This is a genomic window from Nitrospirota bacterium (assembly GCA_016194305.1).
Taxonomy (GTDB): Bacteria; Nitrospirota; Nitrospiria; order JACQBW01; family JACQBW01; genus JACQBW01.
The window spans coordinates 1-25,789 of sequence record JACQBW010000006.1; the positions used below are offsets into that span (position 1 = coordinate 1).

The window sequence follows — 25,789 nt, forward strand, 5'->3', positions numbered from 1 at the left end:
AAAACAGAACTCAATGATTTCATTGAAAAGGGCTTTCCGACTATCATTCATGGGCCACTCGTGAATCCGGTAATACCGCCGTTCAAGCCAGCCTGACAAATCGGAATTTTAAAGCATTCCACATTTCGAATGAATTACTTCTGATCAGGTAACAGATCGATATACTGACTTAAACTCTTTTCGAGGGATTCAAAATTAGGGTTATACATGAGTCTTCGAATCACCCCTTTTTTTAGATTCTCCTCGCTGATTTCTCCCAAATAATCCTCTTTTTTATTCTTGCACTGATTATATTTGTCCATGTCCTTCGGAAAATAGTGATTGCAGTAAGTGTAATCGCCATTTGCGCCGTAGTGGGATGAACTGCCGGGAAGAACAAGCGCCGTATGGGCGGATGACAGGATATGCTGTTCCGGAAAATAACTGTTGACCCGGTCAATTTTACCCGAAGAACTTCCCGGTTTTGTCGTATAAACGATCATTTTGTTATTGGAATGAGTCGCGCTTTCAAAAAAATCAACCGTTCCCGAAAAGATGACCGTCGAGTCGTCTTCGCTGGCAGCAATAAAAGTGGGAATAGTCACCTTCTTCCTTTGCAATTCTGATCTAACCGCTAAAGTCAGAAGGTAAATCTGGTAAGCCGCATTATTCGGAAAAGACTCGTATTTAAACGGATCTTCGTCGTTCATCAAGTCAATCCATTTCCCGTCAGGAATGGCCCAACTATAAACCGTGTGTAAATTCGCGAGAGAAGCGAGCCAGGTAATTTGCATTGCCGGTGAAAACAGGAATAATCCTTTCACGCGGGAGTCCTGGAGGCTTTGATTGACACTGAGCGTCGCTCCGGTTGAAAAACCCATTAAGTAGACTTCGTCCGCCTCCGATGCCAGAGCATCGGTTCCAAAAGCCTCCGCCTTGGCCCATTCCTGCCAAGTCACATTCAGCAGATCTCCCGGGCGGGTTCCATGACCCGGCAAGACAATCGCCATAACCCTGAAACAGTGTTCCTGAAAAAATTGTCCCAGTTGACGTGTCGAATAAGGTGAGTCGGTCAGTCCATGACTGAGTAATATCCCTCTCCGATATCGTTTTATCTTCCCGGGGGAACAAGAGGGAGGGGGTTCCAGTTCATACGGTGAATTCCCGTCGACAATATCTTCCCGATTACTCCCGTTTAAATCCGTTCTCGAATCGGAAATAATTTTCCGGTTCGCCTGGATGTAATTCTCAAACGTGAGGCCTTCGTATTTGATTAGAGACTGAATTCCAGACGGTCGATGCCGGTCGGCTAGTCCGCCATTAACGGATTGTGCCGTCGTCGCACACCCGTAAAGGAATAAAATAAAAATCAGCGTAAATCGCATTAAATTAATCCCTTATCTATATTCCCAAGGCCTTTTCAACTATAAGTCCAGTAGGGCATCACCTTTCTTTCAAAGAAAGTACACATTTACTGGTTCTTAATCAACTTTTAATTTGAAAACTCAATTCCACGTCACACTAAGTCACCCATCCAGTCAAATCTCCGGATAATGATAATAATGATGATATTGACACCACAAAATGAGATTTCAGATTGAGCTTTTATATTAATAAATGCTTTCCATTTCATTTGCAATCAATTCAGGAGGAGCAGATAATCATGCTTAACAAGGATGATTGTGGAGACCTGCTATGGAAGCATTAATTAAAAAAGAGGTCGAGCGAATTATTTTGGTGATTATGAATCTTAACGACGATATTGAAATGGCATGTGATACTTATTCGTCCTTGAACCAGGTGGATGACATCAAAGCGCAGGCGCACGAGGTTCTATCAAAATATAACAATCTTCTGAGCAAAGCAAGTCCGGAAGAAAAGAACGACCTGACGCGGGGGGTGGGAACCAAGATTGCGGAATTAGAAGAACATCTGTCGCGTTTGAAAGAAGCCCCCGAGTAAAAAGAATGGCTGATTGAACTAACTGTTTGTCTCCGAAGAGACCTTGAAACGGCTGACCTCGTTCTTCAGAAGTTCCGCTTCGTTGACCAGGCTTTTTACAGCAGAATTAACTTCTGAAGATAGGGTAGCGTTTTGACTTGTAATGCTGCCGATTTCGGAGACCGATGAGACAATTTTATCGCCCGCGACTTTCTGCTCTTCCGCGGAGTTCAAGACTTCCCTCGTTTTCTCTTGAACCGTGGCGACCGCATCATTGATCAGCTGGGCTCCTTTCGTCTGTTCTGTAATCGCCCGATTGACCTGTTCCGCGGTACTCTGCATCTTTTGAACAGCGGAAACGATTAACGATGTGCCCTTTTTGTGTTCCTGTGTCGAGTTCTTAATCTGCTTGAGCGTGCCGGTAATCCGAACCGTTGCTTCATCGACCTGCCTGATGCCAATAGCCTGCTCCTTCATCGCTCTTTCAATTTCTGAAATCATTTTAAAAGATTGGTCCGAACTTTCTCCTATTGTCTCCAGGGCCACAAACGCCTCCTGGGAAACCTGGACGCCATCTTCGACAGTGGCCATTCCTTTTTTCATTGATTCGATCGCATTGGTAATTCCAGATTGAATGGAACTGATGATCTCGGCGATTTCTTTCGTTGATAGGGCCGTCTGGTCCGCCATATGTTTAATTTCGTCTGAGACCACTGCAAACCCTTTTCCTCCTTCCCCCGCCTGAGCGGCCAAAATAGCCGAATTTAGTGCAAGAAGATTCGTCTGACGGGTCACTTCTTCAATGACGGTTAGAATTTTCCCAATTTCAAGCGATTTGTTCGCCAGGTCATTGATAATCACTGAGGAAGTTTTCACATCTTCCCGAATCTTGTTCATTCCTTCTATCGTCTTTTTGACCGCGCGCATTCCGAGACTGGATGCATCACTCGTCACCGATTTGGAAAGCCGGGTCGCCTCCTTCGTGCTTACTTCCACTGTTTTTATGGTCGCATTGATCTCATTTAACGAAGCGGAGGTTTCTTCTGCAGAAACCAGGAGAATACTGATACTATCGGCAATTCCGTTCACCGTAAAAGACATTTCTTCTATTGAAGAAGACGTGGTATGGATAGCTTCCATGAGAATCCGTATCAGACTCGACATCTCCTTGATGGACGCCGTCATTTCAAGAATCGAAGACGAAGTATCATTTGATAATTTATAGAGAGAGCCGACCAGATTATTAGACCCTGCAAGCGAATGATTCATCTGTGAAAGGGAGGTGGACGTCACTTCAATCGCCTGGGTCTGTATACCCGCCCCATCAAACAATTTTTTGGATGTGGCCGTTAACTGGTCAGACGTTGCGGCAACATTGCTGACAGCGGTGCCGATCCGGGTGATAATACTTTTTAGATCGTTCACCATCTTGTTAAGGGAACTCACCAGAACCACAATTTCATTATTCGAAAGTCCACTTCTTTCTGAACCATCCGCAGGGGAAAAAATGATCGGGCGTACGTTTACCTTGGAATGTTCCGACTTTCTAACATACGGATAATATAAGAGAATCACAGCCACCATTAAAATTTCCAACAGGCCGATGATCACGACGCCAATAATCTGCCGTGTCGTTCCCTGGTTGATCCACTTTTTATTCAATCCGATCTTAACCCATCCAAGGGTTTCATTTGCGGAGCGTACCGGGAGCCGAATTTCGGTTAAGTCCGCGGCAGACTGAAATTGAGCGATGCGTTGGCGGACCTCTTCTTTTTCAGGATTTAAGGCAGAAAAGTTCGAGTTTTCATTGTTGAAATACCAGGAGACAGGACGTTCCTTATTTTCAATCAATATATAGAGAATGTCTCTCTCCTTTGGAACTTGACGGAGATATTGATCCATCGCGGGGCGATCTCCCGCGGAAAGCGATGACGGGACCAGTTCTGCTAACAAACCGGCAAGAGTCTGGCCTTGCGTCGTCAGAAGCTCTGAATACCCTTTTTTCTGGGTATTGACGACATAAATTCCAACCCATAGCATCATAAAGAAAATGGTCAATACGACTACAGAAATCAATCTAACGACTTTTGAACTATCCATAATTCAAACCGGACCCCCTCTCTTTCTCTTTTGCGAATCCGGGAAGTTCCTCCTTCTATCGCATGACCGTTTGAATAACACAACTTTCCATAAATAAGATTACCCGAATCCAGGAGCCTGTCAAGGAAGATGAATTCGACACTGAATTGGACCCCAATTGACGATTTAAAATTAGTTGTTATACTTCACAAAAGAGGTCCATTGAGGAAACGGGATCTTCAGCTCAAGGGGGAAGCGCCTCGTAAACATTAAAATTCTGTTAATGGAGACACAAAGTATGGGAAATACATTTTATACAAAAGTTTTCGTCATGATCGGCTTTCTCATGTTCGCATTATCGGCTCATGCCGGCAATTTTGAGATGACACCGACAGTGCAGGCTCAGCTCGACAAAGAAAAGGCGGTCATTGCCTCCTGGGCGTCCGACCCGCTCATTGTTAAAGCGGTTCAACTTCAAAACAAGAAAGGTCCCATTCCCGGTATCGATAACGCCGCCTGGAAGGTGACGCGGCGGTCAGATCCTGTCATTAAAGCATTTCAGGAAAATCCAGTTGGCCAGTTTCTTAAAGACAAGATTGAGACTAAAGATTCAGCCTTCAGTGAAGCTTTTTTGAGTGCGGGCAAGGGTGAAAAGGTCGCCTTTGTAGAAAAGACAACTTACTATATCCACAAAGGAATGCCAAAATTTGATATACCCTTTAATGAGGGAAAAACCTGGCAGGGGAAACCGGAGTTTGACGAATCAAGTCAAACCTATGCAGTTCAAGTTTCGACGCCGATTCTCTCGGAAGGAAAGCCGATCGGCGTTCTGGTCGTCGGTGTGAACCTATCTTTTCTCGAAAAAGTGAGTAAAAAGTAGAGGCATTTCAAGACAAATAAGTTCATTCCAAAGAAAGTTCTCACGATGAATAGATTCATCTTTGAATTAACAAATCACCCGAAAGATTTCTCTGTACGACTCAAGCTTCTCTTCGCCTGCGGATTGCTGGCCCTCATGACAGGTATTGTCGGGAGCCTTGCAATCTGGGCGCTTTCAAGTTCGAATTATTCGTTTCAAGCCATGGTGGATCAAGACGTTCCTTCCATTATCTATCTGGAGCAGGCTGAACGGGATATGCTCGAAGCGCAAGTCCCCGAACGAAGCCTGATGTTCATGAAAATGGGAACTCCCGAATCAAACGCCATGATACGGGAACACCAGGAGAATATCCGGCAGGTTGAAGAGGGCTGGGAAAAATACAAGAGTCTGTCAACCAGCGAAAATGAAAAAAAGCTTTGGAATCCCTTTGAAGTGGCCTGGAGAGACTGGAAGAAATCCTCAAACGAAGTTCTGAAGGTTTTATCGGAAGATACACCTTCCGCTCGTCGCGACGCAATCGATATCGCCATGGGCGAGAGCGCCGTCAAGTTCGTGGCCGCCCGAGATCTCCTCGACAAAGTAACTGAACATCAGATCCTGGAAGCCAAAATTCAGGCTCAGCGCGGACGAACTCAAGCCTCTATCTTTCTCGCGTGGGTCATAGGAATTGTGATTGCCGCCTTTTTTCTTGCGCTTCTCTTCAGCCTATTGCTCGCCCGTTCCATTTCCATTCCGCTTGGAAAAGTTGCCACGACACTCCACCGCGTTGCAGAAGGTGATCTGACGGTCACATTGGATATCGGGGCGTCCAAACCGGTTGTCAAATAAAACAGTGTCGATCTTATTTGTACGTTCTTCCCCTGCTTCTTGATCCCTGACAAGATGGCCGATTTTTTCGATGTGATTTAATCATCGGGTCCGAGATATTTCCACAACTCAGGCATCGCCACCCCACAAAAAGATTCCGGCTAGCCGTTTCCAGATGATCCTGAAATGACTCAAAGACCATGAGTCCTCTGCATTTTGAACATTCCATTTCCATTCCTTATTTGTCCCCATTTCCTATCTAAAGGTTCCCTTCCGTATGTCAGCTGGCCATAAACAATATCTTGTGGATTGTAGAATCAATATAGCCACAAGTCTTTTCGCAAAGGTAATTCTTTGTAACAAATTGTATCTTCTCGATTTTTCTTACCTTTTGGATTCCGCAACCGGATTGACCATGGTAAAATATGACCGGTGATGGAAAATAAAACGCTCAATATTTTTATGATCGACGACGACGAAAAGTTGTCCGGATTAATGGGAAATTTTTTAAGAGAGTTCAATATACAACTCACTTCAGCAACGCATCCCAAAGACGGCCTAAAAAAGTTTTTTCAAGGGAATTACCGTTTACTCATTTTGGATATCATGCTCCCGGAAATGGATGGATTTCAGCTCTGCAGGGAAGTTCGAAAAGAATCCAATGTGCCGATCATTATGCTGACCGCCAGAGGCGAGGTTGCCGATCGCATTGTGGGACTTGAAATGGGAGCGGACGACTATCTCTCCAAGCCTTTTGAACCTCGAGAACTTGTCGCCAGGATTCAGTCCATTCTCCGGAGAACCTTGACCCCTGAAAAGATCGAGTTCTCGACATGGGTCAGTGGCGATCTCACCGTAGATCTGTTCTCTCGCGAAGTCTTCCTGAATCGGATTCCCTTACAACTCACCACAACTGAATTCGAACTTCTCAAGCTCTTCATGGCCAATTCTGGAAAGGCCATGAACCGGGATTTCATCATGGACGAACTAAAAGGGATTGATTGGGATGTGTTTAATCGTTCCATTGACATTGCCATCAGCCGGCTCAGACACAAACTGAAAGATACCCCCAGGAATCCCAAGTTCCTCAAAACCATCTGGGGCGAGGGTTATATGTTCATTTCTCCCGTTCAAAAGTCTGAGAAAGCGGGATGATCTGGCCCCGATCCCTTCATGCCAAGATATTCACCATTTTTTTTACGACCACTCTCTTAATCATTCTTTCGATCTTTTTTTTCGCCCGCTCCCTGGACACTTCCCGGAAAAGCGGTTTCCTATCGGTTAGAAAAAATCTGTCCGTGCACCTTCGCTCCCAGATTGAAAAAATCGGCGTTCCCCCCGATCTTCAAAAAGCGGCGGCCATCGCAAAAGAGCTGGATCTCAAGATCGGCATTTCGGGACCCGGAACGACTTGGAAGTCTGATCCTCTTCTGGATGATTCAGAGTTTCTCACCGCGAAGCCGGATTCTCATTTCAGAGATTTCCGATTTGGACGAATCAAAGGCCGTCTCTTTGCCGTTTCTGAAAGAAATGGATTTACCTATGAATTTGAATTCCTATCCAGTGAATTTTTCACCTTTCCTTATCGCCTGATCATCGCATTGGCTACGATCGTTATGATTATTCTCCTGATGAGTTTTGTTGTCACCCGCTGGGTCATGAATCCTGTGAGGCCGCTGGTGACAGGAGTGGAAGAACTCTCAAAAGGCAATTTCGAGTATCGGATCCAGTTTCAGCAAAACGATGAATTCGGATTCTTTGCAAAAATTTTTAACAAGATGGCGGAACAGATTCAGCAAATGCTGAAAGCCAAAGATAAGCTTCTATTAGATGTGAGCCACGAGCTGAGAAGTCCTCTTGGAAGAATGAAAGTCGCCTCTGAAATGATACAAGAGGAAGCGATGAAATCTTCTTTGAAAGAAGATATTCACGATATGGAATTTATGATCGATGAAATTCTGGAAGGATACAGGCTCCATGTCCCCCAGGGAGCCTTGAAACTGGAGCGAATCGACTTAGCCGTACTCCTGGAAGAGTTGACGGGTCTTTATCGATTCTCGGGCGTTGGGGTATCGTTTCGGAATACCCTTTCGGGTCAGGCCTGGATTCTGGGAGACGCCATCCGGCTAAAAAAAGCTTTTACCAATCTCATTGAGAATGGAATAAAGTTTTCAGAGTGTGCGCTGTCTCCGGTTGAACTGGTCCTCACAGAAGAAGGTCGCGCTTTCGGCGTCAAAGTGATCGACCATGGATCCGGAATCAGGGAGTCCGAACTGAATCTCGTCTTTGAGCCCTTTTATAAAATGGACAGCGCCAGAGAAAAGAAGGGCGGCGGCTATGGACTGGGATTAAGCATTTGCAAGGAGATTATCTCGGCTCACGAAGGACTAATCTCCGTAACAAGCCGCGAGAATGATTTTACCCAATTCGCCATTCTTCTTCCGAAAGCTTGATCATTTCGAGCCTGTCATTCGGGCGGATCATCTTTCCAGTTTCCAATCAATTTACATGCCCGGGTCACTCGTCGCCCATTTTTTGATTGAATGAGAAGACAACCCCAAATAGAATCGGAACGGTATCGCAACCTCCATAAAAGAGTTTCAATTTCGATGACGATCGAATATATTAATTTTTCAACAAAGGGCATTTATGAAAGTATTTCCGATTTTGGGAGCATCGATTGGCGTGCTGTGGATTACCGGTTGCGCTTCGATGCACTACGACTCAAAAATGTCCCAAACCACCGACTATCTGAAATCGGGAAAGGTCGACCTTGCTCTGGCCGATCTGGAGTCCCACAATCCCTTGCCGGACAAGGGTCTCCTTTACTATCTTGAAAAAGGAGAGCTCCAAAGAATAAAAGGGAGCCTGGTCGAAAGCCGGGCTTCCTGGCTCAAAGCCGATTACCTGGTCCGAAAATGGGAAGATCAGGTCAAACTGGATTTTTCCAAATTGATGGGTGACGTCGGGTCTTTTCTGATCAACGACACGACGCGACGTTACGACGGAAGAGACTATGAGAAAGTCCTCTTAAATGTTGAACTGGCTCTCAATCATCTCGCTTTGAACCATTGGGATGACGCCAGAATTGAAATAAAAAAGATGCACGAGCGGGAAGCCATCATTGCCGAGTTTCGCGCCAAGGAACTTGAAAACGCCAAAGAAAAAGCTTCAAACAAAGGAATTCAGGCAACGTCGTTTAAGGAATTGAAAGGATATCCCATTGAAACGCTAGAGGCTCCGGAAGTTCGAGAGCTGAAAAATTCGTACGAATCGGCCTTTGCGAACTACCTGGCAGGCTTTGTCTACGAATCCCTGGGTGAAGTTTCTCTTGCGGCTCCGGGATACCGCAGGGCGGCAGAGATGCGTCCCAATATTCCGCTGATTGATGAGGGCCTCCTCGGCCTTGACGAGAGGATTCGATCCGCGCACCCAGACGTGACCGACACCCTTTTTGTGATTGAATCCGAATTTGCGCCCGCGATTCAATCCCAGGAATTCGGCCTCTTTTTGCCAATCGCCTGTAAAAACGGCTATTGCCCGGAACTGGTCCAGATTTCATGGCCGGTCATCAGGCTCCAGGCAAGCGCTGCTTTAACGTCGTCCATCACGGTCGATCATCAATCATTTCCTGTTGTGATGATGACCAGCGTCGACGCGATGGCGCGCCGCGCCTTATCGGATGAGATGCCGGTGATTATCGCAAGAACCGCAATCAGAGCCATCGCAAAAACGGTCGTCCAGAAAGGGATCGATGATAAAACATCGGATCTGGGATTGCCCGGTCTTCTGGTCAGCATCGGGGCAAAAATCGGAACGGCCGTTTCAGAAACGGCGGACGAACGGGCCTGGAGGACACTTCCCGGCTATTATTCCATCGCCCGGGCAAGGCTCCCTGCGGGGGCACATCATATCGGAATCCAAACTTCTGTCGGCGAACAGGATCTGGAAGTTCGTCTTTCAGGAGGTTACGCGGTTGTTTCATTGCGCACTCTGGGAGGGAGGATCCATCTATTGAACTCTTCTGACGAAAAAGCTCAAACAGATCATTAAATTGCTTAATCGTCTCAATTTGGATATTCTAAATAAACAGGAATTTTAATGACAGGTCAGAAAAGTGAGGGAAATATGGGAAAAATTCTAATTCGCCTGGTCTTATTGATAGCACTCTGCCAGGGCTCAATTGCCCTTGCCGATTCGGTCGAAGCAAAAGTCGAGCAGCATGGTACTTCCAAATATCTGGAAATTATCGGAATCAGTTCCAAGGTCACTGATCATCTGTTGACCATTCATCTCCAGATTAAAAACAAAGACAACGGCGATAATCGCGGCTATTATCGGGCGAGCTGGCTTGATGAGTCAGGAGAGCCTGTGTGGGATGAGGAGGCCTGGAAACCGCTGCTGCTTCATGGAAATCAGAAAATGAATATCAAGCTGGTGGCTCCGACCACAAAAGCCAAAGATTATAAAATCGAATTCAGCGCAGAAGAAAATTACCGGGAATAAGCAATCTTATTTCATTTTTATAAACAGCTGGGGTGAGGTCACTATGATGATCAGATCAAATAGTATAAAAATTCTTTTATTATTCGCGTTCGTCTTCTCCTGGGGCTGCGCGGCGACGACTCCTTCCGTAGGAGACAATGTCCATTATGGCAATGCCAAGGATGTCGAACAGGTTACCACCGAATTTGGCTCAACAGACCTGCAGTTGATCGCCGAAGCGATGGCCCGATCTCTCGCTCAATCAGCAAGTGGAAATAAGGAAAAAATATTGGTCACCATCGCCGATGTGAAGAATAAGACAGACGAATATATTGACACCAAATCCATAACCGATTCCATCCGGGTCCAGTTGCTCAAGGGAGGTACGATGCGATTTGCCACCGACTTGTCCGATATGAAAAGCCAGACGGATGAGTTGAACCGGCAAGACAGCGGACTTTACAAGAAAGAAACGACGGCCAAGATGGGGAAAATGGAAGGGGCGCAGTATCGTATCGAAGGGAATATCACCTCCATTGTAAAGAGGGCTGACAATATCAAGGATGTTTATTACAAATTCACTCTGATGATGACCAATATTGAATCAGGAACCATTGAATGGACTGACGAGAAAGAGATCCGAAAAACAGCAAAACGTTAAGGGACTTTTCAGTGCGGAAAGGAAAATCATGAATAAAAAGCTAGTCGCTATTCTCATCTGTTTGTTCGCTTCCTCTTTGACCCTGCAGGCAAAAGGCGCCGGTTTCTACGCGGGTGCGGGACTGGGAGAGAGCCGGACCTCCCTCTCCGCCTCTTTAGACAAAGATCGCGATACCGCATTTAATCTGTTTGGAGGAATTCAAATCAATCCCAATCTCGCCACCGAGCTTGAATACCTGAATCTGGGCAAAGTGACCCTCGGGAACGGTTCCGGCAATTCCGATGGATGGGCCGCGTCAATGGTCGGTATTCTCCCGATGAGAGGGAACATCTCTTTATTTGGAAAGTTTGGGCTGGCCCGAATCAATACCACCTGGGACTCCAGCTCCGGCATTTCTCCCGACACCCAAACTGAAACGGGAGTCACTTTGGGACTGGGGGGGGAACTCGATTTTTCACCCAGAAACGGAGCCCGTCTCTCTTACGATGCCTATCAAGTCGGAACCACTGATCCGGTCACGGGGCATAGTCATACCCTGAAGCTCTCTCTTCTCTACCGTTTTTAATGATGTCACCTGCCTCTCCCCTCTTGTCTGACCTGAAAGTAGTTCCTCTCATCTCTTGACTTACGGATAATTTACGGTTATTATTTCCCCATGTCCATCACGCCCAAGCAAAAAAAGATTTTAGAGTTTATCTCCCACTATACGGCTCAGAGCGGCTACTCTCCCTCCCAACAGGAGATCGCCGAAGCATTCGGATACAAGTCACTGGGCACGGTTCAAGACTTTCTGATCCGGCTTCAAAAAAACGGTTATCTGGAAAAGCCCTGGAATGCCAAAAGAGGGATTAAGGTTCGTTCCCAGAGTGCTTCTCTTCCGTTGTTAGGCAAGGTTGCCGCGGGGACTCCTATTGAACATCTGATTCATCAGGAACAGATTGAAGTTCCTCCGAAGATGATCAAAAAAGGGGGAGATTATTACGCGCTTCTGGTCAAGGGGGACTCCATGAAAGACGACGGCATTCTGGATGGAGATTATGTCATTGTCCGAAAACAGTCCACCGCCGAGAATGGTCAAAAGATCATTGCGATTATCGACAACGGAGCGACGATCAAAAACTATTTCAAGCGGAAGGAAAGGCTTGAATTAAAGCCTGCCAACGAGACATTCGACCCGATCCTTCTTGACCCTTCCGCCTCGTTTAGAATCGAGGGGCTCTTTGTCGGCCTGATCCGGTTTACCCAGGAGAAAAGATGACCCGAACTTTTTCTGAACTGAAGCATTTAATCGGAACACTGGAGAGTTCTCCCCTCCGGGAGACGTGGCCTTGTCCGGATACCGATACAGGATTACCCAAGGGAGCCATTACCGAGATCTGCGGCGCCGGGAAAACAGAATTTGTCGTGCAATTCCTGAGGGAGCATTCAGACTTGAGCGTGGCCTGGGTTGAACCGGATCTTTCCATTTATCCCACGGGACTTCTCCAAAGAAAGGTCCAATTGAACCGGATTTTATTTATCGAGGCAGAAAATGAATTTCCATGGGTCGTTCAACAACTCTTTAAGAGCAATCTATTTGAAATCGTCATTCTGTTCTCCACCCTTTCAGATCCTAAAATGTTACGCAGATTTCAGCTTTCTGCCGAGAAAGCGCATGCTTCCCTGATTCTCCTCTCAGAGGTTTTCTCAAAGGGATGGCCTGTGGCATTGCAACTCAAAAGCTCACGAAAAGAGGGAGGACGGATTCACGTTGATTTGATTCGTAAACGATAATGCGTGTTGTTGTTCTTCTTTACTCCAATCCAACCCCTCTCTCCCCGATCGCGGAAGCCTGTCATCAATGGACGCCTCAGATTTCTATCAGCCATGAAGCGGTTTTTCTGGAAATCGGAAAATGTCATCGGCTCTATCGGGAAGAGAGCCTCCTTCTGCGGCTTCAGGTTTTAAATAAACGCTTTGGAATCAAACCTAAAATAGGCGTGGCGAATGATCCCCCCACAGCGCTGGCCATGGCCCGATTTCAGGTCTCTCAACGAAAAGTACTCCCGATTGAAGCCGCCCTGGATTATTTCTCTCCCTGGAAACCCACCGATGTTTTAAATACCATGATCGCGTCTCTCAAAAAACTCGGCATTCTGAAACTGGAAGATTTCTTATCCCTCCCTGCAAAAACGCTCTCTTCAAGGTTTGGAAAAGAGGCCATCGAAACGACCCGAAGGATTCAAGAGGCGGACCAGACCCTCTGGCCTCCCTTTGTTCCAAAAGAAACCATCCTGGAAAAAATGGAAATGGAACCCGAAGAACGGTTGACCCGTCTTGAGCCGCTTCTCTTTTTGACTAAAACAATCATTGACCGGGCCATGATTCGGCTCAAGGGGAGGGACAAAAAGGCCTCCCTCATTCAATTCACCCTCGAGCAGGAAGCCTACTCCAAAATAAAAGAGCCGGTCCGGTCGTATTCCATCCCTCTTTCCGTCCCTCAGGGAAGAGCGGCAGGATTGTTGACGATCCTCAAAGACCGGCTGGAATTCGAATGGATTAAAAATCCGCTTGCGGCGCCTCTGGTCTCGATTACTTTTCAAATATTAGAAGCGGTGCCGGCCCAAGAAACAGAACGGGATTTTTTTCATCAGAAAGAAGAGGAAAAGGAGGCGTGGGGCTGTCTGGTATCGAGACTCTCTGAAAAACTCGGAAAAGAAAAGGTCTTTATCGCATCCGGAATTGAACGGTATCTTCCTGAAAAAAACTGGATCAAACAGGAGAATCCGTCTTTCAAACAGCCTCTCCCTTTTCCCTCAAGACCTTTACGTCTGTTCAAATCTCCCCTGGCCATTACGTTTTCCGGAAAGAATCTTTATGCCGGCCAGAAACGGTGGGAGATTGAAGCGATCGAGGGACCCGAACGTCTCTCGGGAGAATGGTGGCTTGAATCGTTTGAAAGAGATTATTTTAAAGTCACCAGCCGCTCAGGAGAAGCGCTCTGGATTTATAAAACAGCAGGGTCACAATATTATCTTCATGGGATTTTCGATTAGGTGGGCGTCTCCATCCATGTATGCCGAGCTTCAATGCAAGACCCACTATTCCTTTCTTCGAGGCGCTTCGTCCCCTGAAGAGCTGATTCATCGCGCCGCTGAAATCGGGTTAACTGCAATCGCCATCACAGATCGCGATGGCGTCTATGCCATTCCCAAAGCCTACCAGGCCGTTCGAGATCACCCTCTTCTCAAACTGATTGTCGGAGCCGATTTGACGCTTGAAAATCATCCCCGCCTGACGCTGCTGGCCCAGAACCGGAGGTCCTATGGATTATTATGCCGCATCCTGACCGCAAGCCATGCCGGCCGTCCAAAAGGGGAACCGCTCCTTTCGCTGGAAAGACTATGTCAACTTATGTCTTTACCCGGAAACGAAGGGCTCGTCGCGCTTTCCGAGGCGGGGTCTGACTTTAACTTGCTCAAAGAGCTGTTCCAGTCGAGATTATTTATTCCCCTCTCCCGGTTTCAAGACGGATTTGACAAAGAGAAAACCCAAAGAACCATCCAGATTTCTAAAACCTATGACTGCAGAATCGTGGCCACCAATGATGTTCACTATCACATTCGAAAACGGAGACCGCTTCAGGATGTCGTCACTTCCATCCGTGAAGGGAAGCCGCTGACCCATGCCGGGTATCAGCTCTTTTCAAACGGAGAACGCTATCTGAAATCGCCCCGGCAGATGACCGATTTATTTAAAGAGCTCCCCGAAACCCTCTCCCAGTCCCTTTTGATCTCGGAGGCCTGTACCTTTTCTCCGGCTGAATTAAGGTACCGGTATCCTTCTGAGTGGATTCCCGCCGGTTATACAGGAGAACGCTATCTGGAAGAACTCGTCTGGAAAGGAGCCCAGGAACGATACGCCTCCGGTATCCCTCCCGAGGTCAAAAATCAGATTCAACATGAATTATCCGTCATTCAACAGCTGCAATTTGCAGATTATTTTTTAACCCTTTACGAAATTGTCGAATTTGCCCGTCAGAAAAAGATCCTTTGCCAGGGAAGAGGATCCGCGGCCAACAGCGTCGTCTGTTACTGTCTCGGAATTACAGCCATTGATCCGGTACGGATGAATCTCCTGTTCGAACGATTCATTTCGGCAGAACGGAATGAACCGCCCGATATCGACGTGGATTTTGAACATGAACGGAGAGAAGAGGTCATTCAACATATTTATGAAAAATACGGGAGAGAGCGGGCCGCGATGGTCAGCGCCGTCGTCACCTACCGGAGAAGATCGGCATTTCGGGAGATCAGCAAGGCGTTTGGCGTGGAGGTCGGATCACTCTCTTCAAAAACCGTGGAGAAAGAATTTGAAACCTTGTCCACACATTCCGGGATACCCGACTGCAGGAAATGGATAGAAGACTTATCCGAAGAGATGGCCGGATTTCCGAGGCATTTATCCATTCATAGCGGCGGGTTTACTTTATCCGCTGATCCCATTATTGAAATGGTTCCTGTCGAGCCGGCTCGAATGGAGGGAAGGACCATCATCCAGTGGGACAAATATGATCTGGATATTTTAGGTCTTCTCAAAGTCGATATCCTGTCGCTCGGAATGCTTTCCGCCCTGAGAAAGACTCTGGATGCCGTGGGAATGAACCTGCAGCAGATTCCCCCGGAAGACCTCTCCACCTATAAAATGATCCAGAAAGGGGATACGGTCGGAACCTTTCAGGTCGAAAGCCGGGCACAGATGTCGATGCTCGGAAGGCTTCAACCTCGAAATTTTTACGATCTGGTCATTGAAGTAGCGATCGTTCGCCCCGGCCCCATTGTGGGGCAGATGGTTCATCCCTATTTAAGACGGAGGCAGGGTCTTGAAAAAGTTGAATATGACCATCCCAAACTCAAAACGATTCTGAGTAAAACTTTAGGAATCCCTTTATTCCAGGAACAGGTGATGAAAATCGCCATTGATTTGGCCGGTTTCACACCCGGGGAGGCCGATTCTTTAAGAAGAGCAATCGGGGCCTGGAGGTCAAACGGGTCGATTGAAAAGATTGGGAAAAAGCTGAAGGAAGGACTGATCAAGAGCGGATTGTCAGAATCCTTTTGTGAACGGATTTTTCAGCAACTCAAGGGATTCGCCCAGTACGGGTTTCCAGAAAGTCACGCCGCAAGTTTTGCGCTTCTGGCTTACGCTTCCTGTTATCTGAAGTGCCATTATCCCGCTGAGTTTATCACGGCCGTGCTCAACTCCCAGCCGATGGGCTTTTATGCTTCTCATACACTTATTGACGACGCCAAACGGCATGGGGTAACCGTCTATCCGGTCGATCCCAACCAATCAGATTGGAACTGCCAGGTGGAGAATGAGGGAATTCGCCTGGGCTGGAAAACGGTGAAGGGCCTTGCCCGGAAAGAGGCGGATGAAATTCTGGCCCGGAAACCCTTTCAGAATTTAGGCGATTTTTTATCCAAAACCCGCCTTCGCCGGAATAGTTTATTCAGGCTTGCCCTGGGAGATGTTTTTAAAGAGTTTGGACTGGATCAACGACACGCGCTCTGGAAAATCCTGGCGTTTCAGCGCGAACCGGATCAACCGCAGAAAATCCTCTTTCCGGAGCACCTCTTTGAATCCGAAGAGCCGCTCCATTTTAAAAAACTGGATACCTATGAAGCCATTCGAGAAGAATATGCGGCATTCAATCTTTCAACCCGGGGGCATCCGATGGAAGGGATCCGGCAACGGATCTCCCTCCCTAAAATGACCACGTTTCAGGCAAGACGCTCTCCTCCCGATACCCGGATCACCCTCGCGGGACTCTTGTTGATCAGGCAACGGCCTTCTACGGCAAAAGGCGTGACATTTGGGACGTTAGAGGACGAGCATGGATTTCTCGATATGATTCTATGGCCGGACGTTTCTGAAAGATTCAAGGAGACTTTCTTGTACGACTGTTTTCTCATCGTCAGCGGAAAGATTCAGCGGGATGGGCAGAGCGTCAGCCTCCTGGTTCAATCGATCCGGCCGATCTGGAAAGAGTCAAAAAAGTCAGAAAACGGGTTCATGATCGAACCGTATCAATATTTTTAGCTTTGTCTTGAGAAGACGGGGAAAATTTGATAAAAGAAGTCTATGTGTGGAAGAACCTATAAAACCTATACCCAAGAAGAGCTCGCTTACCGGTATCTCAATCTCAAACCCGTCGCCTTCCCTGAAATCAAACCCAATTACAACATGGCCCCTACGCAGGAAACCTGGGTGTTGAGAGAAATCAACGGGGAAAGGGAATTTGCGTCCATGCGCTGGGGACTTGTCCCCTTCTCGGCCAAAGATATACAGAGCGCTGACCGGTACAGCCTGATTAATGCAAAATCTGAAGAGATCAGCGAAAAAAGAAGTTTCAAAACCGCTTATCAGAAAAGGCGGTGCATCATTCCGATGAGCGGATTTTTTGAATGGAAAAAAGAGGGAGCAGAAGGCAAACAACCCTACTGCATTCACCTCAAAAATGACCCCATCATGAGTCTGGCCGGAATCTGGGAGCACTGGAAATCAAAGGAAGGAAACCAGGAGACAACCTCCTACGCCATCATCACCATCGCGGCTAACGAAGTGATGAAAACCATCCATCCCCGCATGCCGGTCATTCTGGATCGTCATGATGAAGAAAAATGGCTTCATTCCGAAATTGAGGTCGACGTCAAGGAACTGCTAAAACCCTGTCCGTCCGAATGGATGGAATATTATCCAGTCACCATCGCAGTCAACTCTCCAAAAAACAATCGGCCGGAAGTACTTCAACCTGCCTCTCATTGAAAACACTCCACGTAAGGGAACACCATGTCTACCGACTCTTATTTTAACACCCTCTTTTTCAAATTTCTAAACGAGTTAAAATTAAACAACAATCGGGAGTGGTTTACGGCAAATAAAATGCGATACCTCGCGGAGGTGCGCGAACCCTGTCTCAACTTTATCCGGGACTTTAGGCCCTATTTGGAAAACATTAGCCGGCACTTTGTCGCGGATGCCCGTCCCGCAGGCGGTTCCCTTTTCCGAATCCATCGGGATACGCGCTTCTCAAAAGATAAGAGTCCCTATAAAACCATGGCCGGAATTCATTTTCGACATGAAATGGCAAAAGATGCGCATGCCCCCGGTTTCTATCTTCATCTTGAACCGGGCAATGTTTTTGCGGGAGCCGGAATCTGGCACCCTGAGAAGGAAACTCTTCAGATAATACGAGAGGCCATTGTGTCGCATCCAGGAAAATGGAAAGAGATTCTGGCCGATAAAAAATTCAAGAAGACGCATCAACTCGCCGGAGATTCTCTGGTTCGCCCGCCCGCCGGATTTGATCCAAATCACCCTTTAATAGAACATCTAAAGCGAAAAGATTTTATTTCAATTGCCGAGCTAACCGAAAAAGATGTCCGTTCGCCCGATTTTATCGAACAGTTCGCCAGACTCTGCAAAACGACGGCGCCATTGATGAAATTTCTGACTGTGACCCTCAATCTGCGTTGGTAAGATCGATGACCCGTTCAAGAAGAAGTTGGATTTTTTTCCTGAAGGCCTTAAATCGCTTTTTTGCGGTCGATGGACTCTTTCTTGCTTCGGGACTAGCTTTTGAACTCCTGCTTTCCTGTATTCCCTTTCTTTTTCTGGTTGCCTCTGCTCTTGGTTTTTTTCTCTTTAAGAAGGATCTGGAAATGGTCTGGCTACAGGAAATTCTTCACAACCTGTTGCCTTCCACCCGCCAAACATTCACGGAAGTTCTTTCAACGATTACCGACAACCGGAATTCGTTTGGCCTCGCCGGTTTTCTCTTTTTCTTTCTATTTAGCAGTTCCATGTTTGGATCTGTACGTACCGTTCTGGATCGGATCTTTGAGTTGAAGCAGGACCGCCATTTTCTGATGGATAAACTCTGGGATTTAATCGTCATGTTCATGGCGTCTATTTTATTTGTCCTCGCGATGGGAATCGAATCTCTATTATTAATCATGGAGAGAATCGGTGAACGAAGTCACATTTTCAAAACCCTTATTGCCCAGGAGTGGACGGCAACTAGTTTTTTGCTCGGGCTCGGCTTCACCATCTCATTATTTCTTATTTTGTATCGATTTTGTCCCTCTATCCGGATCGGAAATAAAGCGCTATGGATAACTTCAATAACCGGAACGATTCTATTTGAAATTTCAAAGCTTGTTTTTAACTGGTATATGACGCTTTCGACTAACTATACACTTCTCTTCGGCACTTTAAGCGGCGTTTTATTTTTTATTTTATGGATATATTACTCTTGTTTGGTATTTGTTCTTTCCGCAGTAGTGGGATGGACAATCGAGAATTCTCTGATGGATAAGGGATCATAGGTCGATTCCAGTAATCTTCGGTCCTCTCCGAAAATATAGCAGTTGCTAAACAATAATTTCATTGACATCTAAGTTTGAGTCTTTAAATGGAGAGTTAAATCTCGATCTGGCGTCCAATTTCAACGACCTGATTCCTGGGCAGGCTAAAGTATTCGCTTATTTGGGCTGAGTTTCGTTGCAAAAAAGAATAAACATTCTCTTTCCAGGCAGGAAGGGCGGACCCTGTCCCATGTAAAACGGTCTCATGTCCGATGTAGTAGGTTACATCGCTTAAATCAAGTCGGCATTCCGTTTCCGACCTCTTTAATAGTTCCGGGATATCAATCGTCTCCATAAAACCGTAATCAGCAACAATCCGCCAGAAATTTTCCCCAAGTTTTTCAATTTTTAAGCGATTTTCAGGTTTTACCCACGGCGTATGCCTCACAACAATCGCGAGGGCAACTACCTGAGAATGGAGTGCCCTGTTATGGGTAACATGCCAGATGATAATGGGCGGAGTCTGCTCTGTCAGTTTATCCATAAAGACAGCGACCCCGGGAACCCGGGGAATATGTTGGTCGGAAATGTCTTTTATAAAAGATTCCACCGGAACAGCATGGCTTCTCATTTTGTTCCCAACAGCCGATGCGCCCAAGTGCCAAGTTCTCATTAAAAAGAATACCCCGCTGGCCAAGAGCAACGGCACCCATCCTCCCTCCAGGATTTTCATCAGGTTCCCGGAAAGAAACGCCAGGTCGACAAGGCAAAATAATCCAGCCAGAAGGAGACTCACCCACAATGACCACTCCCAATTCTCCCTCATGGTGAAAAAAAGAAGAATGGTCGTCAGAAACATCGTCAGGGAAACTGCAATACCATATGCGCCGGCAAGTCGATCGGAACTCCCGAATGACGCGGTGAGTATTAGAGTGACGAGCATGAGAAGCCAGTTGATAGAACCAATGTAGATCTGACCATAGCTTTCGGAGGATGTCTGTCGAATATGGAGGCGCGGAGACCAGCCTAGTTGAATCGCCTGTCGAGTCATTGAAAAAATACCCGTGATGATTGACTGGCTGGCAACGATTGTGGCCAGAGTTGCGACGCAAATCACAGGAACAAGGAAACCCGAAGGCGATAGGCGATAAAAGATGCTATCATCGAGATTACTTCCTGACATTACCAGAGCCGTTTGGCCCGCATAATTCAGAAGAAGGGATGGTAAGACAAGACCATACCAGGCCATACGGATAGGTCGGACACCGAAATGTCCCATATCAGCATATAGCGCCTCTGCTCCAGTTACCGCAAGAAACACCCCGCCCAATACGAGGAATCCAGAATGCCCGCTTGTTAAGAGAAATTTAATGGCATGCCAGGGGTTTAATGCCGCCAAGACTCCCGGATAAATCAGGATCCCCCTGATTCCCAAAATCGCAAGAATAATAAACCACAAAACCATGATCGGCCCAAAGATCCAGCCGATTTTCGCTGTTCCTAGGAACTGGACAGCAAAAAGAACAATGAGAATGGCAAGAGAAAGTGGAAGAACGTAATGGGAGATGCCCGGATCTACGATTTTGATCCCTTCTACGGCTGATAGCACGGATATCGCAGGAGTCAGAACTCCATCTCCATATATCAGGGCCGCGCCAAACAACCCTATTGCGATCGTAAGACCCCTGCGCATCTTGTTTCCTTTAAGCAAGGCCATCAAAGCTAAAATGCCCCCTTCGCCCTGGTTATCAGCACGCATCACGAAAAGGACATATTTGACAGAGACCGTAATCAACAAAGCCCAGATGATCAGTGAAAGGAGGCTAAGCGCAACTTCAGGCGAAGGTTTCCCTCCGGCAAGATCTACCACTACCCTCAAGGTATATAGCGGGCTTGTCCCGATATCTCCAAAGACAATGCCAATTGCGGCAAGAAGAAGCGTTGGAAAATCCTTTTGATGAGTACGTGTTTTCATTTTCAGATTTTAGTAAAGTTTCCGGGTATACTTGATCACTTACAAACTCTTTCGGATTGAGTCGCAATATTTGCGTGGTTATTTTAAATCGGGTCATAGTAACACCCGTTACATCAATTAATCAATTTACTTTAAAAACAGATGCTGAGTTTCAAAGAATGCCATTTTGAGAGGAAAACCATTTTTTCCCCGCTGGTATCGGGCCCACGCCTGTTTTATCGATATCATGATAAGAGGGTTACTCCCCTATTTTACGGACACATCTAAAAAGGTTATATTAGCACAGGAGGTGTGTCATGTTAACAAGACGGAAATTCAGCAAGGAGTTTAAGCGTGAGGCGGTAGAACTGGTGAAATCCAGTTCAAAGCCGGCAAGGGATCTGGGGATAGGTGTCAATATCCTGAGCCGCTGGTGCCGGGAGATGGAAAAAGAGGGGGGAAAAGCCTTTCGGGGTCAGGGAATTCCGAGAGATGAGGAGCTAGCCACCCTGAAGCGTGAGCTGAACCAGGTTAAGAAGGAACGGGATTTTTTAAAAGAAGCGGCGGCGTTCTTCGCGAGAGGATCGAAGTAAGATTCCGGGCGATTGAGTGTTGCCGCGATAGCTATCCGATTCGATTGATGTGCCGGTGTCTGAATGTGTCTCCCAGTAGTTATTACGGCTGGAGAGACCGCCCACTAAGTAAAAGGGCCCAAGAGAATCAACGATTATTGAATCGGATCAAGGTTCTTCATGCCGAAAGTGATGGGGTCAAGGGAAGAGGGAGAATCTGGGAGGATTTGCGCTATGACGGGGAATCCTGCAGCAAGCATCGGATCGCTCGGCTCATGCAAAGATCGGGCATTCAGGGAATCCTGCAGCGGCGACGTTGGAAGAAGAAGGACTCGGGTCGACGACCTGTGGGAGTGGAGAATCACCTCGAACGTGACTTTAAGGCAGATGAACCGAATACCAAGTGGGTAACCGATATTACCTATATTCGGACTGCAGAGAGGTGGTTATACCTGTGTGTTGTACTGGATCTGCACTGTGGGATTGTCGTGGGCTGGTCGATGAGCCATCAGCAAGAGAAGCAACTGGTCCTCCAAGCTGTGTTGATGGCCTTATGGCAACGGAAAGATCGGCAACCGGTTATTCTGCATTCTGATCGCGGGGGCCAGTTTATCAGCGATGAATACCAGGGCTTTCTCTCAGGTCACAACCTGGTCTGCAGCATGAGTACAGTAGGCAGTTGTGCTGACAATGCGGCAATGGAAGGATTCTTCGGGATGTTAAAACGCGAACGGGTAAACCGACGACAGTATCGGACTCGTAACGAAGCCAGAGCGGATATATTTGACTATATCGAGTGCTTTCACAATCCGAGGCGAAGAAGGAAGCTTGAAGAAGTTAAACAGAATAATTTACTCTTAACTCAACTGTTCGTGAAAACAGGGTAGAACCCGTGAGAGATAAATAGCTAAAAAAGAGGTCATATTTCTGCTATAAAAGTTCTCAGTATACATCTGGGTAAAAGAACGTGCACACAATGGACATTAAAATGAGTTTTCCCAAGTTGAGAACATGGGTTATATTGAGCGTAATTCTATGTGCCTGTGTTCACACTTATCATTTGAAAGACGATTACGATCTGCGTGCAAAAATAAGAACAGCAGAAGAATTCAATGATGCCGAAGGTTCTAGGAACGCGTACGGAATGGCCCTCGAAAAAGCCCGTCAGTATAACGCCGATCCTCAAGAACTAGCGACTTTGAATTATGAATATGGACGTGCTTCCGGCATTGTGTGCAATTTTGTGGAGGCAGAGAATCATCTATTGGAGGCGATGAAACTTGATGAACAATCATCTGGACCCGTTCATATGGATCTAGTTGAACTGGCCAGGCTAAACTATGATCAAAAGAAGTATTCTCAAGCCATTCCGTATTTCGAACGCGCCATTCTCGTCCTCCAACAAATGAATGGACCTAAACTAGCACCAATAGGTCTTGCCGATATCCTCGATGAATATTCCCATGCCCTAATTGAAATCGGAAAGTCCGAGGAGTCCAGAAATGTGCATGAGCGGGCAGAAAGGTTAAGAAGAGATAATCCCATGGGTGAATCCATTACTGACAGAACACCATACGGAACCAAATGCGATAAACACTAGAGCCATTTTGAAATTATTTCTAATTCTCCTACTTTTACTATTAGGATCTCCTTTATTTTCTGGATGTGTGCACCTGCCTCCTCCAGCCATGGCACCTCCGATTTCTCCTGTACTCAATTCTTCGGAACGATTCAAATTCAAAGGTTATTCCATATTACCTCCGCCTGGAGGCGATTGGGGATACAGAGCAATGGAACCTTGGGACATTGTCTTTTTCAAAAGATTGGAGTCTAAATTGCACACATTTACCGCTAATGCCGTAGCTACTCCATATATCATTAAATTTGAAAAACCTGAAGATTTCTTGGAATATGTGAAAAGCATAAAAAAACGAGATACAGTTTCCGACCGCTTCAAAGTGTTGGAACAGGAGGCCCACATAGATCCAACATTTGGCCGTTATTGCGTACGCTTATTCCTAAAATCTGAAGATCACGCAGCGCCGAATGTAGATGCGCCCATATTAATATTGGAGATTCATGATCTTACCTGTGTTCATCCAGATACTCCAGACTGGGTTATTTCGGTAGGCTACTCTGAAAGATATGAACCAGGGAGAGGCAATGCGGAATTGAATCAAGTGGGCGAGCAATTTTTGAAAAGTCTTCAATTCATGCCAATTGAATGAAAGTGTATGTAAGATGCAACAAACAACTCTTACTTCCAGTAAGTCACACCTAATTGCCCACCTGTTTGATAGCGGACTTTAAACGGCAATCCTCACCTGTTTGTTATTATTACAACAGAGATTGACCTTAAACCACCTATCGTATAGATTCTAATCTGAGGCAAAAAATAATACCTGTCATGGTAATACCATAATAACTAGCCATTTAAAACATTTGAAACGAATAGTCATTATATTTGCCGTCATCTCAATTGCCGGAATCCTCGTCTGGGCAAATTGGCCTATTTCTCCACTTCCGGATGGCAGTGTATCTAACTATCTTATAATTACAAAATCAACTCGATCTCTTGAGCTCTATAAAGACCATACGCTCCTGCGCTCATACCACGTTTCTATAGGTCGTCACTCAGTGGGTCCGAAACAAAAAGAGGGTGACGGACGTACACCGGAAGGGACATATACAATTGATTACCACAAGCAGGCCAGTTCCTTTCACAAAGCTCTTCATATTTCCTATCCCTCGAATTCTGAAACAGCGCAGGCATTGGCAAGGGGTGATAAACCCGGTGGACTGATTATGATTCACGGCATGAGAAACGGGCTTGGCTTTCTCGGACGATTACACACTTTCTTGGATTGGACCGATGGGTGTATCGCTGTCACAAATCATGAGATAGAAGAGATTTGGCGAGTGGTTCCTGATGGCACTCCGGTTAATATTCGACCATGATATGGTGACAAGAATTCTTCTACGGAAGGATCTCTTGTTTAATCCTTCCAGTTATCCTCAGGTTCTCAGTTCGCCATTCCATCCAACCTTATTAATGGCAATCCTTACCATTGATTCTCTGCAATTGCAATTTTGCCATAACGCAGTATAATGCAATAAAACTTTTTCCGAAACTTCTCTTATCGATAATAAAACCGGTCGAATCTTTGTTTATCTATTAAATTGACATTAAGCACTTATGAATAAAAAACCCAGAAGTTGGTGGATTGCAGGTTTGCTAAGCCTTATTATTCCGGGATTAGGACAGATTTATAATGGACAGGCTCGAAAGGGACTTATTTTCTTTATCATTGCCGATATTGTTTTTGCTTGGTCCTATGTTGCTCCATGACAGCAAGAATGTCGTCATTATTATTCCCGCTCTTTATCTAGTATCCTTGGCTTACCGCATCATAGTGATTTGGGATTCGATCAGGACCGCACGAATAACGAGCCCTGAATTTTTATTAAAAAAATATAATAAAATACCTATATATATTGGTTTAATGTCCTTTGTATTTATCATTTACATTGGGCTTACTGCTTTTATCAAAAATAATTATTTGCAGGCATACCGAATACCTGCAGCCAGCATGGAGCCAACACTGATTATCGGTGACAAAATTCTCGTAGACAGACATTCTTCTGGACGAATCCCTAATCGAGGAGACCTGATTGTTTTCGAATACCCCAGAGCTACCAACGTAGATTTAATTAAACGTGTAGTGGCAATCGGGGGTGATACTGTGGAAGTTCGTAATAAGTTCCTTTTAATGAATGGCCAAGAGGTAACTGAACCTAATGTTGTTCACAGGGACCCGAATGTAATTCCTGAACGTGACAATTTCGGCCCCGTAAAGGTTCCTGACGTAAAATCTTTGTCATGGGCGATAACCGGGATAAGAGTCTTGACAGTAGATTCTGGGGTTTCCTTGATAAGTCAAAAATAAAAGGTACAGTCATGGGCATCTATCTGCCACTGAATCGTTTAGGTCCTGTGTATTAGAATAAAAACCTGGTTATTCATTCCCGCGCGGTTGAAATAATCAAGCGCGGGATTTTCTTATGGTGTAGGAGCATCCCTTT

24 protein-coding genes are annotated in these 25,789 nt (G+C 46.1%); 21 read left to right on the plus strand and 3 right to left on the minus strand.

Going from position 1 to position 25,789, the window contains the following annotated elements; genetic code table 11:
• Positions 1 to 134: 134 nt before the first annotated feature.
• Positions 135 to 1,364, minus strand: a complete 1,230-nt coding sequence (locus tag HY200_01835) for an alpha/beta fold hydrolase (GenBank protein ID MBI3593676.1) — start codon at positions 1,362 to 1,364, stop codon at positions 135 to 137.
• 310 nt (positions 1,365 to 1,674) lie between these two features.
• On the opposite strand from HY200_01835, the gene HY200_01840 reads away from it, so the two are divergent.
• Positions 1,675 to 1,941 (plus strand): hypothetical protein, encoded by a 267-nt coding sequence (locus tag HY200_01840; protein MBI3593677.1) that lies wholly within the window; start codon positions 1,675 to 1,677, stop codon positions 1,939 to 1,941.
• A gap of 18 nt (positions 1,942 to 1,959) precedes the next feature.
• On the opposite strand, the gene HY200_01845 is transcribed toward HY200_01840, so the two are convergent.
• The gene (locus HY200_01845) at positions 1,960 to 4,020 is read right to left on the minus strand and encodes a hypothetical protein (GenBank protein ID MBI3593678.1); all 2,061 of its coding nucleotides are present in this window, start codon (positions 4,018 to 4,020) and stop codon (positions 1,960 to 1,962) included.
• A 277-nt stretch (positions 4,021 to 4,297) separates the two neighbouring features.
• Here HY200_01845 and HY200_01850 point away from each other — a divergent pair, with 277 nt between their 5' ends.
• The 15 genes from HY200_01850 to HY200_01920 all read left to right on the plus strand — a co-directional run bounded on the left by HY200_01850 (position 4,298) and on the right by HY200_01920 (position 19,201).
• Positions 4,298 to 4,879 (plus strand): hypothetical protein, encoded by a 582-nt coding sequence (locus tag HY200_01850; GenBank protein ID MBI3593679.1) that lies wholly within the window; start codon positions 4,298 to 4,300, stop codon positions 4,877 to 4,879.
• 45 nt (positions 4,880 to 4,924) lie between these two features.
• A complete protein-coding gene (locus HY200_01855; GenBank protein MBI3593680.1) occupies positions 4,925 to 5,707 on the plus strand; it encodes an MCP four helix bundle domain-containing protein in 783 nt (260 codons plus the stop codon).
• A 414-nt stretch (positions 5,708 to 6,121) separates the two neighbouring features.
• Positions 6,122 to 6,841 (plus strand): response regulator transcription factor, encoded by a 720-nt coding sequence (locus HY200_01860; protein ID MBI3593681.1) that lies wholly within the window; start codon positions 6,122 to 6,124, stop codon positions 6,839 to 6,841.
• Positions 6,838 to 8,139: a HAMP domain-containing histidine kinase gene (locus tag HY200_01865; protein MBI3593682.1), complete on the plus strand. Its 1,302-nt coding sequence runs from the start codon at positions 6,838 to 6,840 to the stop codon at positions 8,137 to 8,139. The genes HY200_01860 and HY200_01865 overlap by 4 nt, the downstream gene beginning before the upstream one ends.
• A 196-nt stretch (positions 8,140 to 8,335) precedes the next feature.
• Positions 8,336 to 9,739 (plus strand): hypothetical protein, encoded by a 1,404-nt coding sequence (locus HY200_01870; protein ID MBI3593683.1) that lies wholly within the window; start codon positions 8,336 to 8,338, stop codon positions 9,737 to 9,739.
• A 75-nt stretch (positions 9,740 to 9,814) separates the two neighbouring features.
• Entirely contained in the window at positions 9,815 to 10,192 is a 378-nt protein-coding gene (locus HY200_01875) for a YcfL family protein (GenBank protein ID MBI3593684.1), read from the plus strand.
• 43 nt (positions 10,193 to 10,235) lie between these two features.
• A complete protein-coding gene (lpoB, locus tag HY200_01880; protein ID MBI3593685.1) occupies positions 10,236 to 10,832 on the plus strand; it encodes a penicillin-binding protein activator LpoB in 597 nt (198 codons plus the stop codon).
• 28 nt (positions 10,833 to 10,860) lie between these two features.
• Positions 10,861 to 11,397 carry a porin family protein gene (locus HY200_01885; GenBank protein ID MBI3593686.1) on the plus strand — a complete coding sequence of 179 codons (537 nt, stop codon included), beginning with the start codon at positions 10,861 to 10,863 and terminating at the stop codon, positions 11,395 to 11,397.
• Positions 11,398 to 11,487: 90 nt separating this feature from the next.
• Positions 11,488 to 12,090 (plus strand): transcriptional repressor LexA, encoded by a 603-nt coding sequence (gene lexA / locus HY200_01890; protein MBI3593687.1) that lies wholly within the window; start codon positions 11,488 to 11,490, stop codon positions 12,088 to 12,090.
• Positions 12,087 to 12,605 carry a hypothetical protein gene (locus HY200_01895; protein MBI3593688.1) on the plus strand — a complete coding sequence of 173 codons (519 nt, stop codon included), beginning with the start codon at positions 12,087 to 12,089 and terminating at the stop codon, positions 12,603 to 12,605. The genes lexA and HY200_01895 overlap by 4 nt, the downstream gene beginning before the upstream one ends.
• The gene (locus tag HY200_01900) at positions 12,605 to 13,867 is read left to right on the plus strand and encodes a hypothetical protein (GenBank protein MBI3593689.1); all 1,263 of its coding nucleotides are present in this window, start codon (positions 12,605 to 12,607) and stop codon (positions 13,865 to 13,867) included. The genes HY200_01895 and HY200_01900 overlap by 1 nt, the downstream gene beginning before the upstream one ends.
• Positions 13,758 to 16,913, plus strand: a complete 3,156-nt coding sequence (locus HY200_01905) for an error-prone DNA polymerase (protein ID MBI3593690.1) — start codon at positions 13,758 to 13,760, stop codon at positions 16,911 to 16,913. Before HY200_01900 ends, HY200_01905 begins: the two co-directional genes overlap by 110 nt.
• Before the next feature lie 42 nt (positions 16,914 to 16,955).
• A complete protein-coding gene (locus HY200_01910; protein ID MBI3593691.1) occupies positions 16,956 to 17,639 on the plus strand; it encodes an SOS response-associated peptidase in 684 nt (227 codons plus the stop codon).
• Between the two features lie 24 nt (positions 17,640 to 17,663).
• The gene (locus tag HY200_01915; protein ID MBI3593692.1) at positions 17,664 to 18,353 is read left to right on the plus strand and encodes a DUF2461 domain-containing protein; all 690 of its coding nucleotides are present in this window, start codon (positions 17,664 to 17,666) and stop codon (positions 18,351 to 18,353) included.
• Positions 18,354 to 18,358: 5 nt separating this feature from the next.
• The gene (locus HY200_01920; protein ID MBI3593693.1) at positions 18,359 to 19,201 is read left to right on the plus strand and encodes a YihY/virulence factor BrkB family protein; all 843 of its coding nucleotides are present in this window, start codon (positions 18,359 to 18,361) and stop codon (positions 19,199 to 19,201) included.
• Positions 19,202 to 19,295: 94 nt separating this feature from the next.
• Here HY200_01920 and HY200_01925 read toward each other — a convergent pair whose 3' ends face one another.
• Positions 19,296 to 21,155, minus strand: a complete 1,860-nt coding sequence (locus HY200_01925) for a KUP/HAK/KT family potassium transporter (protein MBI3593694.1) — start codon at positions 21,153 to 21,155, stop codon at positions 19,296 to 19,298.
• Between the two features lie 296 nt (positions 21,156 to 21,451).
• On the opposite strand from HY200_01925, the gene HY200_01930 reads away from it, so the two are divergent.
• The 5 genes from HY200_01930 (at position 21,452) to lepB (ending at position 25,653) form a co-directional block, all read left to right on the plus strand.
• A protein-coding gene (locus HY200_01930; GenBank protein ID MBI3593695.1) for an IS3 family transposase occupies positions 21,452 to 22,593 on the plus strand; the annotation gives its coding sequence in 2 pieces (ribosomal slippage) (positions 21,452 to 21,680 and positions 21,680 to 22,593; 1,143 coding nt in all).
• 101 nt (positions 22,594 to 22,694) lie between these two features.
• Positions 22,695 to 23,306, plus strand: coding sequence for a tetratricopeptide repeat protein (locus HY200_01935; protein ID MBI3593696.1), 612 nt, complete (start codon positions 22,695 to 22,697; stop codon positions 23,304 to 23,306).
• Between the two features lie 190 nt (positions 23,307 to 23,496).
• A complete protein-coding gene (locus HY200_01940) occupies positions 23,497 to 23,934 on the plus strand; it encodes a hypothetical protein (GenBank protein MBI3593697.1) in 438 nt (145 codons plus the stop codon).
• 214 nt (positions 23,935 to 24,148) lie between these two features.
• Complete coding sequence (locus HY200_01945) at positions 24,149 to 24,664, plus strand: L,D-transpeptidase family protein (protein ID MBI3593698.1); 516 nt, start codon at positions 24,149 to 24,151, stop codon at positions 24,662 to 24,664.
• Between the two features lie 314 nt (positions 24,665 to 24,978).
• Entirely contained in the window at positions 24,979 to 25,653 is a 675-nt protein-coding gene (lepB, locus tag HY200_01950) for a signal peptidase I (GenBank protein MBI3593699.1), read from the plus strand.
• The last annotated feature ends 136 nt before the right edge of the window (positions 25,654 to 25,789 follow it).

What these genes read in the sequence shown, in the direction of transcription:
- HY200_01835 (MBI3593676.1), bottom strand. Translation starts at nt 1,364, where the DNA reads ATGCGATTTACGCTGATTTTTATTTTATTCCTTTACGGGTGTGCGACG.
- HY200_01840 (MBI3593677.1), top strand. Translation starts at nt 1,675, where the DNA reads ATGGAAGCATTAATTAAAAAAGAGGTCGAGCGAATTATTTTGGTGATT.
- HY200_01845 (MBI3593678.1), bottom strand. Translation starts at nt 4,020, where the DNA reads ATGGATAGTTCAAAAGTCGTTAGATTGATTTCTGTAGTCGTATTGACC.
- HY200_01850 (MBI3593679.1), top strand. Translation starts at nt 4,298, where the DNA reads ATGGGAAATACATTTTATACAAAAGTTTTCGTCATGATCGGCTTTCTC.
- HY200_01855 (MBI3593680.1), top strand. Translation starts at nt 4,925, where the DNA reads ATGAATAGATTCATCTTTGAATTAACAAATCACCCGAAAGATTTCTCT.
- HY200_01860 (MBI3593681.1), top strand. Translation starts at nt 6,122, where the DNA reads ATGGAAAATAAAACGCTCAATATTTTTATGATCGACGACGACGAAAAG.
- HY200_01865 (MBI3593682.1), top strand. Translation starts at nt 6,838, where the DNA reads ATGATCTGGCCCCGATCCCTTCATGCCAAGATATTCACCATTTTTTTT.
- HY200_01870 (MBI3593683.1), top strand. Translation starts at nt 8,336, where the DNA reads ATGAAAGTATTTCCGATTTTGGGAGCATCGATTGGCGTGCTGTGGATT.
- HY200_01875 (MBI3593684.1), top strand. Translation starts at nt 9,815, where the DNA reads ATGGGAAAAATTCTAATTCGCCTGGTCTTATTGATAGCACTCTGCCAG.
- lpoB (MBI3593685.1), top strand. Translation starts at nt 10,236, where the DNA reads ATGATGATCAGATCAAATAGTATAAAAATTCTTTTATTATTCGCGTTC.
- HY200_01885 (MBI3593686.1), top strand. Translation starts at nt 10,861, where the DNA reads ATGAATAAAAAGCTAGTCGCTATTCTCATCTGTTTGTTCGCTTCCTCT.
- lexA (MBI3593687.1), top strand. Translation starts at nt 11,488, where the DNA reads ATGTCCATCACGCCCAAGCAAAAAAAGATTTTAGAGTTTATCTCCCAC.
- HY200_01895 (MBI3593688.1), top strand. Translation starts at nt 12,087, where the DNA reads ATGACCCGAACTTTTTCTGAACTGAAGCATTTAATCGGAACACTGGAG.
- HY200_01900 (MBI3593689.1), top strand. Translation starts at nt 12,605, where the DNA reads ATGCGTGTTGTTGTTCTTCTTTACTCCAATCCAACCCCTCTCTCCCCG.
- HY200_01910 (MBI3593691.1), top strand. Translation starts at nt 16,956, where the DNA reads ATGTGTGGAAGAACCTATAAAACCTATACCCAAGAAGAGCTCGCTTAC.
- HY200_01915 (MBI3593692.1), top strand. Translation starts at nt 17,664, where the DNA reads ATGTCTACCGACTCTTATTTTAACACCCTCTTTTTCAAATTTCTAAAC.
- HY200_01920 (MBI3593693.1), top strand. Translation starts at nt 18,359, where the DNA reads ATGACCCGTTCAAGAAGAAGTTGGATTTTTTTCCTGAAGGCCTTAAAT.
- HY200_01925 (MBI3593694.1), bottom strand. Translation starts at nt 21,155, where the DNA reads ATGAAAACACGTACTCATCAAAAGGATTTTCCAACGCTTCTTCTTGCC.
- HY200_01935 (MBI3593696.1), top strand. Translation starts at nt 22,695, where the DNA reads ATGAGTTTTCCCAAGTTGAGAACATGGGTTATATTGAGCGTAATTCTA.
- HY200_01940 (MBI3593697.1), top strand. Translation starts at nt 23,497, where the DNA reads ATGGAACCTTGGGACATTGTCTTTTTCAAAAGATTGGAGTCTAAATTG.
- lepB (MBI3593699.1), top strand. Translation starts at nt 24,979, where the DNA reads ATGGACAGGCTCGAAAGGGACTTATTTTCTTTATCATTGCCGATATTG.